This window comes from Marinobacter sp. LQ44 (genome assembly GCF_001447155.2).
Taxonomy (GTDB): domain Bacteria; phylum Pseudomonadota; class Gammaproteobacteria; order Pseudomonadales; family Oleiphilaceae; genus Marinobacter.
Genome location: NZ_CP014754.1, coordinates 154,176 through 171,266, shown reverse-complemented (window position 1 = coordinate 171,266; position 17,091 = coordinate 154,176). Strand labels below are relative to the sequence as shown.

The 17,091-nt window shown below is 57.9% G+C and carries 14 protein-coding genes; 3 read left to right on the top strand and 11 right to left on the bottom strand.

Features of this window, described 5'->3' with window-relative positions; translation table 11 throughout:
- Position 1 precedes the first annotated feature (1 nt).
- Positions 2-1,600 carry an ABC transporter ATP-binding protein gene (locus ASQ50_RS00745; RefSeq protein ID WP_058089730.1) on the top strand — a complete coding sequence of 533 codons (1,599 nt, stop codon included), beginning with the start codon at positions 2-4 and terminating at the stop codon, positions 1,598-1,600.
- A 68-nt stretch (positions 1,601-1,668) separates the two neighbouring features.
- Positions 1,669-2,454, top strand: a complete 786-nt coding sequence (locus tag ASQ50_RS00740; RefSeq protein ID WP_058089729.1) for an enoyl-ACP reductase — start codon at positions 1,669-1,671, stop codon at positions 2,452-2,454.
- A 54-nt stretch (positions 2,455-2,508) separates the two neighbouring features.
- Here the strand turns inward: ASQ50_RS00740 and ASQ50_RS00735 are convergent, their stop codons facing one another.
- Together ASQ50_RS00735 and ASQ50_RS00730 are read right to left on the bottom strand one after the other, a co-directional pair.
- Positions 2,509-2,913, bottom strand: a complete 405-nt coding sequence (locus ASQ50_RS00735; protein ID WP_058089728.1) for a PilZ domain-containing protein — start codon at positions 2,911-2,913, stop codon at positions 2,509-2,511.
- A gap of 9 nt (positions 2,914-2,922) precedes the next feature.
- Positions 2,923-4,659, bottom strand: a complete 1,737-nt coding sequence (locus ASQ50_RS00730; RefSeq protein WP_227513232.1) for a DUF1631 family protein — start codon at positions 4,657-4,659, stop codon at positions 2,923-2,925.
- 267 nt (positions 4,660-4,926) lie between these two features.
- On the opposite strand from ASQ50_RS00730, the gene ASQ50_RS00725 reads away from it, so the two are divergent.
- On the top strand, positions 4,927-6,000 hold the full coding sequence (locus tag ASQ50_RS00725) for a 3-deoxy-7-phosphoheptulonate synthase (protein WP_058089726.1): 1,074 nt from the start codon (positions 4,927-4,929) through the stop codon (positions 5,998-6,000).
- An 84-nt stretch (positions 6,001-6,084) separates the two neighbouring features.
- Here the strand turns inward: ASQ50_RS00725 and cobA are convergent, their stop codons facing one another.
- From cobA to ASQ50_RS00680, 9 genes are all read right to left on the bottom strand, one after another.
- Entirely contained in the window at positions 6,085-6,936 is an 852-nt protein-coding gene (cobA, locus tag ASQ50_RS00720) for a uroporphyrinogen-III C-methyltransferase (RefSeq protein WP_058089725.1), read from the bottom strand.
- Positions 6,933-8,207 (bottom strand): serine--tRNA ligase, encoded by a 1,275-nt coding sequence (gene serS, locus ASQ50_RS00715; RefSeq protein ID WP_058089724.1) that lies wholly within the window; start codon positions 8,205-8,207, stop codon positions 6,933-6,935. Before serS ends, cobA begins: the two co-directional genes overlap by 4 nt.
- Before the next feature lie 120 nt (positions 8,208-8,327).
- Positions 8,328-9,662, bottom strand: a complete 1,335-nt coding sequence (locus ASQ50_RS00710; protein WP_058089723.1) for a replication-associated recombination protein A — start codon at positions 9,660-9,662, stop codon at positions 8,328-8,330.
- Positions 9,662-10,276 (bottom strand): outer membrane lipoprotein chaperone LolA, encoded by a 615-nt coding sequence (gene lolA / locus ASQ50_RS00705; RefSeq protein ID WP_264754038.1) that lies wholly within the window; start codon positions 10,274-10,276, stop codon positions 9,662-9,664. The genes ASQ50_RS00710 and lolA overlap by 1 nt, the downstream gene beginning before the upstream one ends.
- 52 nt (positions 10,277-10,328) lie before the next feature.
- The gene (locus tag ASQ50_RS00700; RefSeq protein WP_058089721.1) at positions 10,329-12,914 is read right to left on the bottom strand and encodes a DNA translocase FtsK; all 2,586 of its coding nucleotides are present in this window, start codon (positions 12,912-12,914) and stop codon (positions 10,329-10,331) included.
- Between the two features lie 23 nt (positions 12,915-12,937).
- Positions 12,938-14,161, bottom strand: coding sequence for an O-succinylhomoserine sulfhydrylase (locus tag ASQ50_RS00695; RefSeq protein WP_058089720.1), 1,224 nt, complete (start codon positions 14,159-14,161; stop codon positions 12,938-12,940).
- Positions 14,162-14,190: 29 nt separating this feature from the next.
- On the bottom strand, positions 14,191-15,714 hold the full coding sequence (purF, locus tag ASQ50_RS00690; RefSeq protein ID WP_058089719.1) for an amidophosphoribosyltransferase: 1,524 nt from the start codon (positions 15,712-15,714) through the stop codon (positions 14,191-14,193).
- 34 nt (positions 15,715-15,748) lie between these two features.
- Complete coding sequence (locus tag ASQ50_RS00685; RefSeq protein WP_058089718.1) at positions 15,749-16,318, bottom strand: CvpA family protein; 570 nt, start codon at positions 16,316-16,318, stop codon at positions 15,749-15,751.
- A 92-nt stretch (positions 16,319-16,410) separates the two neighbouring features.
- Entirely contained in the window at positions 16,411-17,091 is a 681-nt protein-coding gene (locus ASQ50_RS00680) for an SPOR domain-containing protein (RefSeq protein WP_058089717.1), read from the bottom strand.

Genomic DNA, 17,091 nt, shown 5'->3' with positions numbered 1-17,091 from the left:
TATGAGCGACCTCCTGACCATCTCGGACCTGTCCATCCACTTTGATAACGGCCCGTTGGTCGTCGACAGCCTGTCGCTGCGGGTTGGTCTCGGCGAAACCCTGGCGCTGGTGGGCGAAAGCGGCTCTGGTAAATCGGTGTCGGCCCTGTCTGTTCTCAGGTTACTGGATGCCCGGCACGCCCGTTATCCCTCTGGCAAGATTCTCTATCGTGGCGAAGATTTGCTGACGGCTGCGGATAGCCGGTTGCGACAAATCCGCGGCCGGGAAATCAGCATGATCTTCCAGGAGCCCATGACCTCACTCAACCCCTTACATACGGTTGAAAAGCAGATCACCGAAACCCTGGAGCTACACAAGGGCATGCGCGGCCCCCAGGCCCGAAAGCGCTGTATTGAACTGCTCGAACTGGTGGGCATCCCCGAGCCGGAGCGGCGCCTGAACAGCTACCCACACCAGCTGTCCGGTGGCCAGAAACAGAGGATCATGATCGCCATGGCCCTGGCCAACCAACCGGATCTGCTGATCGCAGACGAACCCACCACCGCACTGGATGTGACCGTACAGAAGCAAGTGCTGGAGTTGCTGGAATCACTGAAACAGAAACTCGGCATGGCCATTCTGATGATCACCCATGACCTGAGCATTGTCCGCCGCTATGCGGATAGAGTGGTGGTAATGGAACAGGGTAAGTGCGTTGAGGAAGCCGCCACCGAGCAACTGTTTACCGCGCCTGCGCACCCCTATACCCGGAAGCTCATTGATGCGGAACCGCCAGAAAACCCTCTCCCGTCGACTGATGGTGGTAAAACGCTGATGGAAGTCACGGGGCTGAATGTTAAGTTCCCCATTCGCAAGAACCTGCTGGGCAAGGTCAAGGAGAGTTTCCACGCGGTTCAGGACGTGAGTTTTGCCCTGCAACCAGGCGAGACACTGGGTATTGTCGGTGAAAGCGGCAGTGGCAAAACCACCATCGGACATGCACTACTGAAGTTAACCGCCAGCACCGGGAGTATCCGGTTGGCGGGAACCGAGCTTGGCTCCCTGTCCCAGAAACAGTTCCGCCCCTGGCGCAAGCGGGTCCAGATTGTCTTTCAGGACCCCTTCGGTAGTTTGAGCCCCCGGATGTCGGTGGCTGAAATTGTCCGCGAAGGGCTAGAGATACACGACACCAACGATACCGGGCAACACGACGCCAGAGTGATTCAGGCACTGAAGGATGTGGGTCTGGACCCAGACGCCAGGCACCGTTATCCCCACGAGTTTTCCGGCGGGCAGCGACAGCGCATTGCCATCGCCCGCGCACTGGTGTTACAGCCGGAACTGATTATTCTCGATGAGCCTACCTCCGCCCTGGACCGAACCGTCCAGAAGCAAGTGATTGAGCTTTTACGGGAAATTCAGGCCAGATATAAGCTAAGCTACATCTTTATCAGTCATGATCTGGCTGTCGTTCGGGCACTCAGCCACAAATTGCTGGTGTTGAAGAACGGCCAGATAGTGGAGTACGGGGCCGCTGAGGCAATTTTCCGGGCGCCGAAACAGGACTACACCCGCGAATTGCTGACCGCGGCTTTCTTTTATCAGCCTACGACCAATTGACCGTTACCCCCGCCGACACATGTCGGGGATAATGCGCTGAAACCAAGGAACACAGGGAGCAGATACCCATGGGAATCCTCAGTGGCAAGAAAGCACTGATTGTTGGTGTAGCCAGCAAACATTCCATCGCCTACGGCATCGCCGAGGCATTCGCCCGTGAAGGCGCTGAACTGGCCTTCACTTACCAGAATGAAAAGCTTCAGTCCCGGGTTGAAAAATTCGCGGATCAGTGGGGCAGTCAGCTGACGTTCCCCTGCGATGTGGCCAGTGACGAGCAGATTGACGCTGTGTTCACCGAGCTCAACAAACACTGGGATAACATCGACATCATTATCCACGCTGTTGGTTACGCGCCAGCGCATGAACTCGACGGTAACTATGTGGATGTGACCACCCGTGACGGTTTCCGTATCGCCCACGACATCAGCTCCTACAGCTTTGTCGCACTGGCCAAGGGCGCCCGCAAAATGATGCATGAGGGCAGCAGCCTGCTGACCTTGAGCTATCTCGGTGCGGAAAGGGTTCTGCAGAACTACAACGTCATGGGGCTTGCCAAGGCATCACTGGAAGCCAACGTCCGCTACATGGCCGCCAGCCTTGGCCCGGAAGGTATTCGGGTAAACGGTATTTCTGCAGGCCCGATCAAGACTCTGGCTGCTTCCGGCATCAAGAGTTTCCGCCGAATGCTGGCCGCGAACGCCAAGCAGGCTCCCCTGCGCCGCAACGTCACCACTGAAGAAGTCGGTAACGCCGCGGCGTTCATGTCGTCCGATCTTGCCTCTGGTATTACTGGTGAGATTCTCTATGTGGATGGCGGCTTTAACATCACCGGGATGAGCGAACTGGAATCCTGATTGCCATCCGGTGACCTCATCTGAAAAGCCGGCTCCATGCCGGCTTTTTTCTATTCAGGATTCAGTGAGCGCTGTGGCAACCGCATCCATCCATTCCAGATAATCCGTCTCATCCGATTCCAGAATCTGGACACCCACCAGGTATTCCTGGCCCGTTTCACGGCACCAGACAACCTCCACCATTAACCGAAACCGCTGCGTTTTGTGCCCAAGACTGATCTCTGCCATCAGTAACGAATTGAGCACCGGTGGCTCTGACGAGACAAGGCTCAGGCCTCTTGCCGAAATATCGCGAATCTGGCACTCAAGAGGAGCGGCATCCTGTACCTCAACATCCGGTTCAGGTGACTCAAGCCACAGCCATGCCCGAGCCCTGGCGGTTAAACGATATTCCTCGCGATTGTCCTGCCCACCGGGGAAACCCTGGGAGCTTCCGAACTCGTAGTTATCATCAACCATAAGCCATCCTCAGTTACGGCCAACCCGGATCCGGCCAACAACCCGGCTCAGGGTGTCGTCGAACTCTGCTGCACTCCCCAATACCCGGATACGGCCTGATACGACCCCGGATACCAGTTCATCGTGCAAAAACTCACGGCGATTAAGCCCCAGACGGTCCACGAATACGAACTTCCGGGATGCAGAAATCTTGACCGCCAGTTTCAGCCTGGCCGGTTCCCCATCATCCTTCTGGGCGGACAGTACAATCCAGCCTCCCAGAGCGATACCATCCACCTGTTTTGCCGCCGCCAGCTCACGCTCTTTCTGGAGACGTTCCTGCTCCGCTTTCTCATCTTCCTGGCGCTGCCGTTCCGCTTCTTCCCTCTGTTGCTCCAGGGCTGCCTGTTTTGCCTCTTCTTCGGCCTTTCTTGCGCGCTCGGCGGCTTCCTTCTCCTTTCGCAGTGCCTCTGCCCGAGCCCTCGCTTCCCGAGCCGCCTCTTCACGTTGCTTCTGTTGTTTCTCGCACACTTTGAACAACAGGTTCACGGTTTCCGAGAGCACCTCACCAAACGGTGTCGGAGCCGGCAAGGGCCTCAGGGTTTCGGCTTCAAGATCTGCCAGGAACAACGCCCAGTCCTGCAGGCCGAGTTTGACCCCGGCGCCGTTGGTCCAAAGCACTTCCCCACTATCTTCGAGCAACGCGAACAGATAGCGCCTTTGCTCTGCAGCACCCTCACCTTCGACAAACCAGCGGCCGATAAAGCCCTCGGCCTGTTGCGGGTCTACCGGAGCCAGCGATAGCCACCGGCTGTCCCAGGTCAGGCTGCTGCCGCTACCCAGGGCACGCTTGAGTTCCGGCACCTCGCCGCGGATACGCGCTACGATAACCTTCTGAATATCCACCAAAGCGTTCTCCGGCAATCCCTGGCCGAGGGCCCGGGTCCACACATCCTGAATCCGGTCTCCTATCTGCTCGCCTACATGGTAGAGCCGGTTCCTGTCTCTGTCCGACAGCGCAGGATCACCGAGCCATACCAACCACTCGAGCAGTTTGTTGGCATGTCGATACAGCTCACTGCCTGTGCCCTCGGACCAGACGCTCTGTTTGAGAACCTTGTACCAGTCTTCGATGATGAATCGACTGATGACCACCGGTAACTCCCGCCCGGTCAGCGCCCTGCCGATCAGCGCGCGGGAAACCTGGTCGGCAAGCCGCTGCCGCGAAGCACCACGCTCGGTCTCGAGCAGGCGTTCACGCAACCGGCTGACCTGTTGCTCACCTTTCTCCCGGTCGTCAAGCCATTGTTTACAATAGCTTTCCACCAGTTCGGGCTGGCCACTTTCAAAGCTGCCGGACACCGCGATAACCAGGCTGTCCAATTGGTCCAGCAACACCCTGGATGATCGCCCCCCGGTATCACTCCAACCCCGCCATTCCTGCAGGTTGTCCAACCAGTCAAGTACAACGTTACCGAACACACTGGCTCCGCGGGTATCGAGCTGCCACGCCAGCCAGAACCGCAATCTGGCAATACGACTGACCAGGGCGCGATGCAACCCACTGGTTTTCAGGAACACGTCCATTATCCGATCAGACAGATAGGCTGCATTGACCTGGCGCACGGTCCATTCGATCTGCACCGACCGCAGAACATCCGTTACCCGCTCGTCCCGTTGTTCGGTCCAACAGGAAAACAACAGCGGGCGCCAATCGGCATTGGACTCAGGTGACGTTTTTCCCGCCGGATAGGGTAAATCCGGCACCCGGATACCCGAAAGAACCTGCGTAATCCTCTCTGAAACCACCTTTCGTGGGGAAGAGTCTGATTGTGGTTTCCTGGCTGGCGGCGACATCCGTTACCTGTTCACTGGAAGCGTTGAAAAGGGTCTTCAAATAACGCAGTATAACCAACTCGCCGGGGTTTACAGCAACTGCAGACCGGCACCATTCGCGTTAATCATTAAACACCGGGCCCATAATGACAGCGTTACCCGGTGATGTAACGATCTGATTCGGGGAAGCACAACAAGATGTCGGGCAAGAAACTGGAAAACCTGAACGTGGCCAGCCAGGAACCACTGATCACTCCTGAAGCGCTGAAAAATGAAATGCCGCTGTCAGATGAAGCTGCCGAAACCGTAGCTTCTGGCCGTCAGGCCATTTACGACATCATGGATGGCAAAGACCACCGCCTGTTTATCGTGGTTGGCCCCTGCTCTATTCACGATGTGGAGGCAGCCCGCGATTACGCTGCCCGGCTGAAAAAACTCGCCGACGAAGTCAGCGATACCCTGCTGCTGGTGATGCGGGTATATTTCGAGAAGCCGCGCACCACCGTTGGCTGGAAAGGCCTGATCAACGACCCACACCTGAACGATACCTTCGATATTGAACAAGGCCTGCACATTGGCCGTCGCTTGCTGCTGGATATTAACGAGATGGGCCTGCCAACCGCCACCGAGGCCCTGGACCCGATCTCCCCCCAGTACCTGCAAGACACCATTGCCTGGTCTGCCATTGGCGCCCGCACCACCGAGTCTCAAACCCACCGGGAAATGAGCAGCGGCCTGTCCATGGCCATTGGCTTCAAGAATGGCACTGATGGCAGCCTGGACGTAGCCGTTAACGCCATGAAATCGGTTTCTCACCCCCACAGCTTCCTGGGCATCGACCAGCAAGGCAAGGTGGCCATCATCCGCACCAAGGGCAACAACTATGGCCACGTGGTGTTGCGCGGCGGCGGTGGCAAACCGAACTATGATTCCGTGAGTGTTGCACTGTGCGAGCAGGCGCTGGAAAAAGCCAATCTGCGCAAGTCGATCATGGTGGATTGCAGCCACGCCAATTCCAGCAAAGATCCGGCCATTCAGCCTCTGGTCATGCAGGATGTGACCCATCAGATCCTGGAGGGCAACCAGTCTATCCAGAGCCTGATGGTGGAAAGCCACATCAACTGGGGTAACCAGTCCATTCCGGAAAACCTGGCAGACCTGAAATACGGCGTGTCGGTAACCGACGCCTGTATTGACTGGGAAACCACCGAGAAAGCCATTCGGGATATGCGCGAAAAGCTCAAAGACGTGCTGCCCAAGCGTAACGCCTGAGCGCGCTGACAGGATTCACGGGGTAGCCGATCAACTTCGGCGCCCCGTGAGACCGATACGCGGGCCCGCCCTGCTTCTCCACCCTCAGGCGCTCTCTACAGCTCCCCGCCAGTCCAGGCGACTTCTGAGCCCGACCACGTGACCGATAATCACCAGAGTGGGCGCCTGAACACCACTGTTCTCGACCTTTCCAACAATATCACTGAGCGTACCCACCACGACTTTCTGGTCGGCGGTTGTGCCCTTGGACACCAGCGCCACCGGCATGTCTGGTGTCATGCCATGGCCAATCAATTGCCGGCAAATAATCGGCAAACCGACCAACCCCATGTAGAACACCAGTGTCTGATTATTCTGCACAAAGTCTGACCAGGGCAAATCGCAGGTATCGTTTTTCAAATGCCCAGTAATAAAGCGCACCGACTGGGCGTGGTCCCGGTGAGTCAGCGGAATGCCCGCATAGGCCGCACAGCCGGACGCTGCGGTTATGCCGGGAACCACCTGAAAGCGAACACCGGCCGCTGCCAGCGTTTCAATCTCTTCGCCGCCGCGGCCGAAGATGAACGGGTCACCACCCTTGAGGCGCACCACTTTGTGGCCCTCCCGGGCCAGCTCCACCAAGCGCTGGTTAATCTGATCCTGCGGCAACGTGTGATTTGAGCGCTGCTTGCCAACATGAACCATCTCAACGTTATCGGGAATCAGGGAAAGTATTTCCGGAGAAACCAGCCGATCGTAGAGAATAACGTCGGCCGACTGGATCAGGCGCCAGGCCTTGAGGGTCAGAAGTTCAGGATCACCGGGGCCGGCGCCCACCAGGGCGACCTCGCCCGCAGAATTATTCGGGTTTTCGGTTACCGGGTTGGGCCTGTACCGAACTGGTGCAGGCCCTGCCTTGACGCCCCTTCCTGGTGCATCCGTGAATGGTTGGCTCATTGGATCCGATCAATGCCTTTCATATAGGGTTTGAGAACGTCCGGAACCAGAATACTGCCGTCTTCCTGCTGGTAGTTCTCCATCACCGCGATCATCGCACGGCCAACGGCCAGACCCGATCCATTCAGGGTATGAACAGGCTCAGGCTTTCCGGTTTCCGGGTTTCGCCAACGTGCTTGCATACGCCGTGCCTGAAAATCGCGGGTGTTGGAGCAGGATGAAATTTCCCGGTATTTACCTTGCCCTGGCAGCCACACCTCCAGATCGTAGGTCTTCGCTGCGGAGAAGCCCATGTCGCCGCCACACAGGGTAACCACCCGATACGGCAGTTCCAGCAACTGCAGCACCTTCTCGGCATGGCCAGTGAGCTGCTCAAGCGCCTCGGTGGAGTCCTCGGGGCGCACAACATGTACCAGTTCAACCTTGTCGAACTGATGCTGCCGGATCATGCCACGTACATCCCGGCCGTAGGAACCCGCTTCGCTGCGGAAACAGGGGGTATGGCACACCATCCGCAGCGGCATTTCACTGGCCTCCAGAATACTGTCCGCCACCAGGTTGGTCGCCGGTACTTCCGCGGTCGGGATCAGGTACAGCGGGTTGTCACCGGCGGTACGGAACAGATCCTCTTCAAACTTGGGTAGCTGGCCGGTACCGAACAGCGCGTTGGCATTGACCAGGTACGGCACATAGGCTTCGGTATAGCCATGCTCTTCTGTGTGCAGGTCGAGCATGAACTGAGCGAGCGCCCGATGCAGCTTCGCCAGTTGGCCACGCATGACGGCAAAGCGGGAATGGGCCAGCTGGGTGGCCTTCTCGAAGTCCAGACCCTTGAGCTGTTCGCCCAGGGCAACGTGGTCCCTGGGCTCGAAATCAAAGTGACGCGGCGTGCCCCATACACGGGTCTCCACGTTGTCGTCTTCGTTCGCTCCCGGCGGTACGTCTTCATCCGGCAGATTGGGAATTCCGGCAAAAAACGCGTTCAGGGATTCCTGTACTGAGCGCAACTCCTCCTCAGCCTCGGCCTTCTGCTGCTTGAGATTGTCCACCTCTTCCAGCAGCGGTTTGATGTCTTCACCCGCCGCTTTGGCCTTACCAATGGATTTCGACCGTTTGTTCTGCTCGCTCTGCAGCGTTTCCGCACGAACCTGAATGGCTCGACGGCGTTCCTCAAGGCGTTCGAAGGTGGCAACGTCAAACTCGAAGTTTTTGATAGCCAGCCGACGGGCAATTTCTTCAGTCTGTGAACGGACACGTTTCGGATCGAGCATGATCTTCCTGAATTTTCCGGTTAACGAATAGTATGGATATCACGGCATTATACCTGCCGTGGTTCTGCTGACCACCATCCCCAGGCCGAGGGCCAGGTATTTTGCGGCATGAGCGTTACATCAATAACGCTTTTTGCCGCTTCGGGCATCGAGATCATCCAGGCGCTGGCGCTTTTCAGCCAGTTTGATCTCCAGCCCACGCATGACAGGCTGATAGTAACGGCGTTGGTGAATCGCTTCAGGCAGGTAAGACTCTCCGGCCGCGTAAGCGTCCGGAGAGTCATGGGCGTAGCGATATTCATCACCGTGGCCCAGGCTTTTCATCAGCTTGGTAGGCGCATTACGCAAGTGCACCGGCACTTCGTAATCAGGATCCTTTCGGATGTCCGCCATGCACTGGTTGAACGCCTTGTACACGGCATTACTCTTTGGTGCCAGCGCCAGGTAGGTGACAGCCTGGGCCAGCGCCAGCTCCCCTTCCGGTGATCCCAGCCGCTCCTGGGCATCCCAGGCCTGCATGGTAATTTGCAGGGCACGGGGGTCGGCGTTGCCGATGTCTTCGCTGGCGATCCGCACCAGGCGCCGCGCCACGTACAGGGGGTCACAGCCACCGTCCAGCATACGGCAAAGCCAGTACAGGGAACCATCGGGGCTGGAGCCCCGCACGGATTTGTGCAACGCGGAGATCTGGTCATAGAACACGTCGCCGCCTTTGTCGAACCGGCGCAGGCTGGTTTGCAGTACCTGTTCCAGTGTCTGGGCGGTGATGGCGTTCTGCCCGTTGTCATCCGGCTCGGCCAGGTCAGCGGCCACCTCAAGAATGTTCAGAGCACGCCGGGCATCGCCTCCAGAGGCTTCGGCCATGTTATCCAGCACCCCGGCTGGTACCTGAAGGGTGCCGCCGAAGCCCGCTGGCGAAACCAATGCTCGATTCAGGAGCTCAAGGATGTCCGGCTTGTCCAGGTTTTTGAGCACATATACGCGGGTCCGCGACAAGAGCGCGCTATTCAGTTCGAAAGAGGGGTTTTCCGTGGTGGCACCCACAAAAATGAAGGTGCCATCTTCAATATGAGGGAGAAAGGCATCCTGCTGGCTTTTGTTGAACCGGTGCACCTCGTCAACGAACAGCAACGTGTCCCTGCCCTGGGACTGCTTGCGGTTGCGGGCCCGCTCGACCACATCCCGGATATCCTTGACGCCGCTGAGCACCGCAGAGAGCGTTTCATAGGACAAGTCACCCACATTGGCCAACAGCCGGGCAAAGGTGGTTTTACCCACTCCGGGTGGCCCCCAGAGAATCATCGAATGCAGTTGGCCCTGCTCTACGGCGCGCCTGAGCGGTTTTCTGGGGCCGACCAGATGAGACTGGCCAACGTATTCGTCCAGGTTGGCCGGCCGCATTCGGGCCGCCAGGGGCTGGAATCCGGCCTCGGGCTCAAACAGGTTGTCCTGCATCAGGCACCGTCCCGAATAATATCCACCTCCTCGGGGTATTCCAGGCGGAAGGCACTGTTGTCCAGTTCCTGATTCAGGGTTATCCGGTCAAAGCTGAGAATACTCAGTTGAGACAGCGAATCTTCCATTCTCATTTCCTGAAGCTCACCCTTGTAGAAGCTCAAGCGTAAAGATGTAAACAGGGAATCGCCGCCCCTGGGAACCAGGGTGAACTCGCGGGTATTGTCACCCATCCGGCGCTCACTCACATCGTAGGTTTCCTCAAGATTATCCACTTCGCCACTCAGAAGCAGCGCCGGTGTCGTCTGTACCCGGTCATCCAAGGTGTGAATAGTGACCTGTTCCAGATCCGGGTCGTAAACCTCCACCGTGTCGCCGTCACTGACAATAAACTGGGACAAAGGCGCACCGGTTTCCCAGTAGAACAGACCCGGTCGCTTGGCCTTCAGAGACCCACGGGTTTCCTGAACCCGGTTGCCATTTTCATTGACCACAATCTGGATGAAATCGGCCTGGTAGGTTTGGTAACTGCGCAACATAGAGGCCAGTTCTTCAGCGGCATCGCGAGAGCTGTTGCCCTGTTCCGCAGAGGCCGTTGCCACAACGGCCATCATGCACAGCGCCGCTATTATCGTGTAGACAGATCTGATCATAAGTATGCTGCTCCTAGTCTCTTGGGGGCGGCGGCGCCAGAACTTCCCTGGCACCATTGTGACCCGCCGGACTGACCACTCCCGAGGCTTCCATGGCGTCTACCAGGTTCGCAGCACGGTTGTAGCCGATCTTGAATTTACGTTGAACGGAGGAGATCGACACCCGTCGGTTCTCGGTTACAAAGGCCACCGCTTCATCGAACAGCGCGTCTCCTTCGTCACCACCGCCGGCACCGCCTTCGCTTAGGGTTGGCACGCCCGGCAGGTGCTCACCTTCTGCCCCGTTAAGCACATCATCCACGTATTCCGGTTCACCCCGGGCTTTCCAGGCGCTGACCACCCGGTGTACTTCGTCATCGTCAACGAAGGCTCCGTGTACCCGAACCGGCAGGCCAGAACCCGGCGGCAGGTAGAGCATGTCGCCGTGGCCCAGCAGCTGTTCGGCGCCACCCTGATCAAGCACGGTACGGGAGTCGATCTTGGACGACACCTGGAACGACATCCGGGTTGGGATATTGGCCTTGATCAGGCCTGTGATCACATCCACGGATGGCCGCTGGGTGGCAAGAATCAGATGGATACCGGCGGCACGGGCCTTCTGGGCAATGCGGGCGATCAGCTCTTCCACCTTTTTGCCGACAATCATCATCATGTCAGCGAATTCGTCGATTACGACAACGATGAACGGCAGGGTTTCCAGTTCTGGCCGCTCCTGTTCGTCGTTCGCCAGGTATTCATCCGGTTTCCAGAGAGGGTCCAGTAACGGCTCGCCCTCAGCCCTGGCGTCCTTCACCTTTTTGTTATAGCCGGCGATGTTGCGCACGCCCAGGCTGGCCATCAAACGGTAGCGCCGCTCCATCTCCGCCACACACCAGCGCAGTGCATTGGCGGCTTCTTTCATGTCCGTCACAACCGGTGCCAGCAGGTGCGGGATGCCGTCGTAGATGCTCAGTTCCAGCATCTTCGGGTCCACCATGATAAAGCGCACTTCATCGGGACTGGCTTTGAGCAGCATGCTCAGCAGCATGGCGTTAACCCCGACCGATTTACCCGAACCGGTCGTACCGGCCACCAGCAGGTGCGGCATCTTGGCCAGATTGGCCACCATCGGATTACCGCCAATATCGTTGCCCAGTGCCAGAGTCAGCGGCGATGACGACTCGGTAAACACCCGGGCTCCAAGAACTTCGCTCAGACGAACGATTTCCCGCTCCTCATTGGGAATCTCGATGCCCACCACGGACTTTCCGGGTATGACTTCCACCACCCGCACACTCAACACCGCCAATGAACGGGCGAGATCCTTGGCCAGGTTGGAAATCTTGCTGACTTTCACCCCGGCGGCGGGCTTGATCTCGAATCGGGTGATAACCGGGCCAGGATTGACCTCGACCACCTCTACCGTGACACCGAAATCCGCCAGCTTCTCTTCGAGCAGGCGCGACATGTGCTCCAGTGATTCTTCCGAGTAACCCTTTTCTTTATGTTCCTCAGGCGGGTCCAGCAAGGAAATGGGCGGGATCAGGCTCTCAATGTCTTCCAGCAAAGAACCCTGCTTGCTGTTGGCTTTCTTGTCGGCAGGCCCCTGATCATCCTTCTTGAACGGGGCAATTTTCAGTGCCCGGTTCGCGGGCTTGGGCTGCTGGGGCGCGGCCGCCTTGCGAGGCGTTTCATCCCGATCCCCCGAGCTGAAACTTTCCAGTCTTGCGGGTTCTGGGTCAATTTCAGGAAGCCCGTCAATCGCCGGTTCCTTACGAGCTTTGCTTCTTTCCTTCTGCGTACCTTTATCGGCCGCTTTTGGTTTGCGGCGGAATAAACGGCGCCACCAGGAGTCTTTCTGAGGTGCTTTCCCTGCTACCGGATTGGCCTGCGCCACCCGGTCCTTGATAACCGGAGGCTCTGGCTCAGGGCGGGCAGCAAGAGGCACACCAGAGCTTTTGTCCTTGCGCTCGCTGCCCTTGAACAGCGACTGAAGCCAACGCCCGGTTTTGAGCGTCAACCCACCAACATGGTCCATCAAGCGGAACCAGGACAGGCCGACGGTCACGGTCAGGGCAAACAGGAAGATCGCGATCAGCAACAGCGTGGTGGCTGGCAGATTGAAGAAGCGCACCATGGCTTCTGAAACCGCTGTTCCCAGTACACCGCCGGAGGAGGACCCAAGGCCAAATACCGAATAAAGGGAAAGCAGGCTGGTGGCCGACAACAGAATCAGCAGAAACCCGCCAAAGCGAACCATGAACAGTGGCCAATGGAGGTCCAGTGACTCATGCCTGCGACGGATCAGCATGACGGCATAACCGGCAATCATCACCGGGAACAGCCAGGAAACCTGCCCGAAGAAGTCCACCAGCAGGCTTGCGAGCCAGGCGCCGGAGCGCCCGGCGGCGTTATCCACGCGAGTATCGTGGCCGATACTCGCCCACCCGGGGTCAGACGCACTGAAGGTAAACAGCGCCATCGCCAGATAGATGCACAGCACAATCATGCCGATAACCGCACCCTCTCTGGCCCCTTGGGCCATCAGGCGGCGAAAGCGCTGTTGTTTTTCTGTCAGTTCCGTCGATGCTGCTTGTTTCGCTTTAGCGGATTCCGCCATGAATACTCAAACCATCAGTGAGTTTAGTCTTTCAGCGCCTGAAAACCCCGTGTCAGATCGGTTTTCAGGTCATCAATGGCTTCAATGCCAACAGACAACCGGATCAGATTCTCGGTGATGCCCGCCTTGTCTTTATCCTCGGGAGATAACCGGCCATGGGTTGTCGTCGCCGGGTGGGTAATGGTGGTTTTCACATCACCCAGATTCGCTGTGATTGAAATCATTCGGGTGGCATCAATAAAGCGCCAGGCTTCTTCTCTGCCCCCTTTGACCAGAAACGACACAATTCCGCCAAACCCGTCCTGTTGCTTCTTCGCCAGCTGATGCTGGGGATGGCTTTCAAGACCCGCGTAGAACACTCTCTCCACGTTTGGCTGGCGTTCGAGCCAGTTCGCCAACTCTAACGCATTGTTGCAGTGGGCTCGCATACGAATCGGTAAGGTTTCCAGCCCCTTCTGGAACACCCAGGCATTGAACGGGCTCATGGTGGGCCCGGCAGATCGCAGGAACCCGTAGATCTCGTCCAGGTACCTGGCAGGCCCTACCACCACTCCGCCAACACAGCGGCCCTGCCCATCCAGGTATTTTGTGGCTGAATGGATCACCAGATCCGCCCCTTGCTCAAGGGGTCGCTGCAATACCGGCGTGCAGAAACAGTTATCCACCACAAACAGGGCATCGTTGGCCCTCGCCAGCGCCGACAATGCGTCCATATCGGCGATTTCACAAAGCGGGTTGGATGGTGTTTCAATAAACAGCATCCGGGTTTCCGGCCGGACTGCTGCCTCCCAGCCGTCTGCATCCGTCAGGCTAACGAACGTGGTCTCAACCCCGAAACGCGCCATATACTTCTGGAACAACACGTTGGTGGTGCCAAACACGCCACGGGAACAGATAACGTGATCCCCGGACTGCAGCAGCGCCATACAGGTACTCAGGATGGCCGCCATGCCCGAGGCAGTGGCAACGGCCTTTTCTCCACCTTCCATGGCAGCGATGCGGGCCTCAAAACCCTGAACGGTTGGATTGGTAAAGCGGGAATAGATGTTGCCGGGCTCCTCACCACCAAAACGGGCTGCCGCCTGGGCGGCACTGCCATAGACGAAACTGGAGGTCGGAAAGATGGCGTCGCTGTGCTCCAGCTGACCGGTGCGGACCTGCCCTGCCCTCACGGCCAGGGTATCCACTGACATACCGTCCAGATCCGATTCAGGAATCCAGAGGTGTTCTTCACGGCCGATGGTCATAGTGTTCTCCTGGCATGGGCGTTAGGGGTTCAGTCTTCGTCATTATGGAGGTCGATAATGGCATTATCACCGTCGATGATCTGCCCACCGGGACGCTTCTCGTCTTTACGCAGGTCCTCGAGACGGCGCAGGTAGGCCTCGTCTACGTCACCGGTTACGTAATCACCGGTAAACACCGAGCACTCCCAACCATCGATATCGTCGTTGACATCGTTGACACAGGTAATCAGGTCTTCCAGGTCCTGATATACCAGCCAGTCAGCACCAATCTGCTCCCGAACCTCCTCCACCGAACGGTCGTGGGCAATCAGCTCACTGGCCGAGGGCATATCAATGCCGTACACGTTGGGATAACGCACAGGCGGCGCTGCCGAGGCGAAGTAGACGTTCCGGGCACCGGCGTCACGGGCCATCTGAACGATCTCCTTACAGGTGGTTCCCCGGACGATGGAATCATCAACCAGCATGACGTTCTTGCCCCGGAACTCCAGGTCTATGGGATTGAGCTTCTGGCGCACCGACTTCTTCCGCATTTTCTGGCCGGGCATGATGAATGTCCGCCCGATATAGCGGTTCTTGATAAAGCCTTCCCGGTATTTGACGCCCAACTGATAGGCCATCTGCATGGCCGAGGTCCGGCTGGTGTCCGGAATCGGGATCACCACATCAATGTCATGGTCCGGCCGCTCCCTGAGCACCTTGTCTGCCAGGGTTTCGCCCATGCGCAGGCGTGCCTTGTAAACCGACACCCGGTCCATGATGGAGTCGGGGCGAGCAAAATAGACGTGCTCGAAGATGCATGGATACAGCTTGGGGGATTCCGCACATTGCTCGGTGTAGAGGGTACCGTCTGTTTCGATGTATACCGCTTCACCCGGTGCGATATCCCGAACGATCTCGAAGCCGGCGGCGTTCAGAGCCACGCTCTCCGAGGCGATCATATATTCTTTCTGGCCATCGTCGCTTTCCCGCACACCGTAACAGGCCGGGCGAATGCCATTGGGGTCGCGGAAACCGACAATGCCGTAGCCGGTAATCATCGCGATAACGGCATAGGCACCCCGGCACCGCTTGTGCACGGCGCGGACGGCGGCAAAGATCTCGTCTTTGGTCGGGTTCAGTTTCCCAAGCTTCTGCAGCTCATGGGCAAATACGTTGAGCAACACTTCGGAATCGGAATTGGTATTGATGTGGCGCAGATCGGTGCGGAACAAATCGCTGCTCAGGTCATCGGCATTGGTCAGGTTGCCGTTGTGTGCCAGAGTAATGCCATAGGGGCTGTTCACGTAAAACGGCTGGGCCTCGGCAGAGCTTGAACTGCCAGCGGTGGGGTAACGGACGTGACCGATCCCCACATTGCCTACCAGTCTGCGCATATGCCGGGTATGGAATACGTCCCGGACCAGGCCATTGTCCTTGCGCAGAAAAAACCGGTTATCCTGAAAAGTCACAATACCCGCCGCATCCTGGCCACGGTGCTGAAGAACAGTCAGTGCATCGTAAAGAAGCTGGTTGACGTTTGAAGTACTGACAATACCGACAATGCCGCACATGGCTGGGGAACTCTCCGAGTGTTAAATCTGAATGTTAACGGGATGCTGGCGCGGGTTCCACGCCTTCCTGTTCTGTTGAGGATTCGGTGCTGTACCCGGCCCCTGCTTCAGGGCCCAGGAACCGGGCAAATTCATCACCCAGGGTTCGGCGGGACCAGTCTTCGACCACCGCCAGGCGGTCGATCATCACGGACGTTCTCCACCAGGTATCTTCGGCAAGCGGTGTGTAGCGGGTGAACGCGATACCGACAATGACCACCACCACACCCCGCAGCAACCCGAACCCCATGCCGAGAACGCGGTCGGTGGCTGACAATCCGGTCGCCCGCACCAGATGACCAATCATATTATTGATAATAGCGCCCACAATCAGGGTGCCGAAAAACAGAATCGCAAAGGCCGCAATCAGACGCACCAGTGGTGTTTCCACGGTGGATTCAAGCAATGACTGCATCTGAGGATGGAACGTGCGGGCAATGATGAATGCCGCAACCCAGGTCACCAGCGACAGGGCTTCGCGAACAAAGCCCCGCTTCAGACTGATCAGCGTGGAAACAGCAATCAGAGCAATGATGACCCAGTCAATCCAGATCAGCGCGTCCATGAAAAACCCGATGGAGAAAAGGAAGCGCGAATTTTAACAGGAAACCGGGCGTCACCAAACCGCCTGAGGCTCATAAATTGCAAGTCATCGGGTCACTTTCCGCCGGAGGTAACCAGGCTGTTCAGTGAGAAGGCATCATCCAGAGCTTTCTTGGCGGCCTCGGCCTCGGACTTGTTGACAAACGGCCCGCTGAACACCCGGGTCAACGTGGTGTCGCCGCGCTCCACTTGCTGCAGGTGGGCGCCGTACCCCATATCACGAACATTGTCGCGCAGCCGGCGGGCATTGTCGGCATTACCAAAGCTGCCAAGCTGGACAACCCAGGCACCTTCAAGTGACCGGGTGAACTCAGCGGATTCCTCCGCCGAGCCGGCTGAAGTTGCAGGCTCAGAGGATTGCGAAACCTGTGGCTGAGGTTCTGAGCTGGCTGCACGGCTATCCGTCGTGCGGGTAACCGGCTCTGCTACCTCAGCCGCGGGCTCGCGGGCGCTGGACGATTCTGGCGCAGGCTCCTCAACGCCTTCAATCAGTCGGAAACCGGGAGCTGATTCCGTAGCGGGAGTGTCCTGAGGCGCTGAATTCATGCCGTAGTCGCTGCCGCCAAGGGCCGGCTCCGGGGGAACGTCCACTTCAGGGAACGGCGGCTCCTCGGGGATGGTGACAGACCGGGACTGGCGCTCGGAATGGGGCTCGTCAAATATCATCGGCACAAAAATCACAGCCAGGGAGACCAGAACCAGCGCACCAATGATTCTTTGTTTCAATCCGTTCAC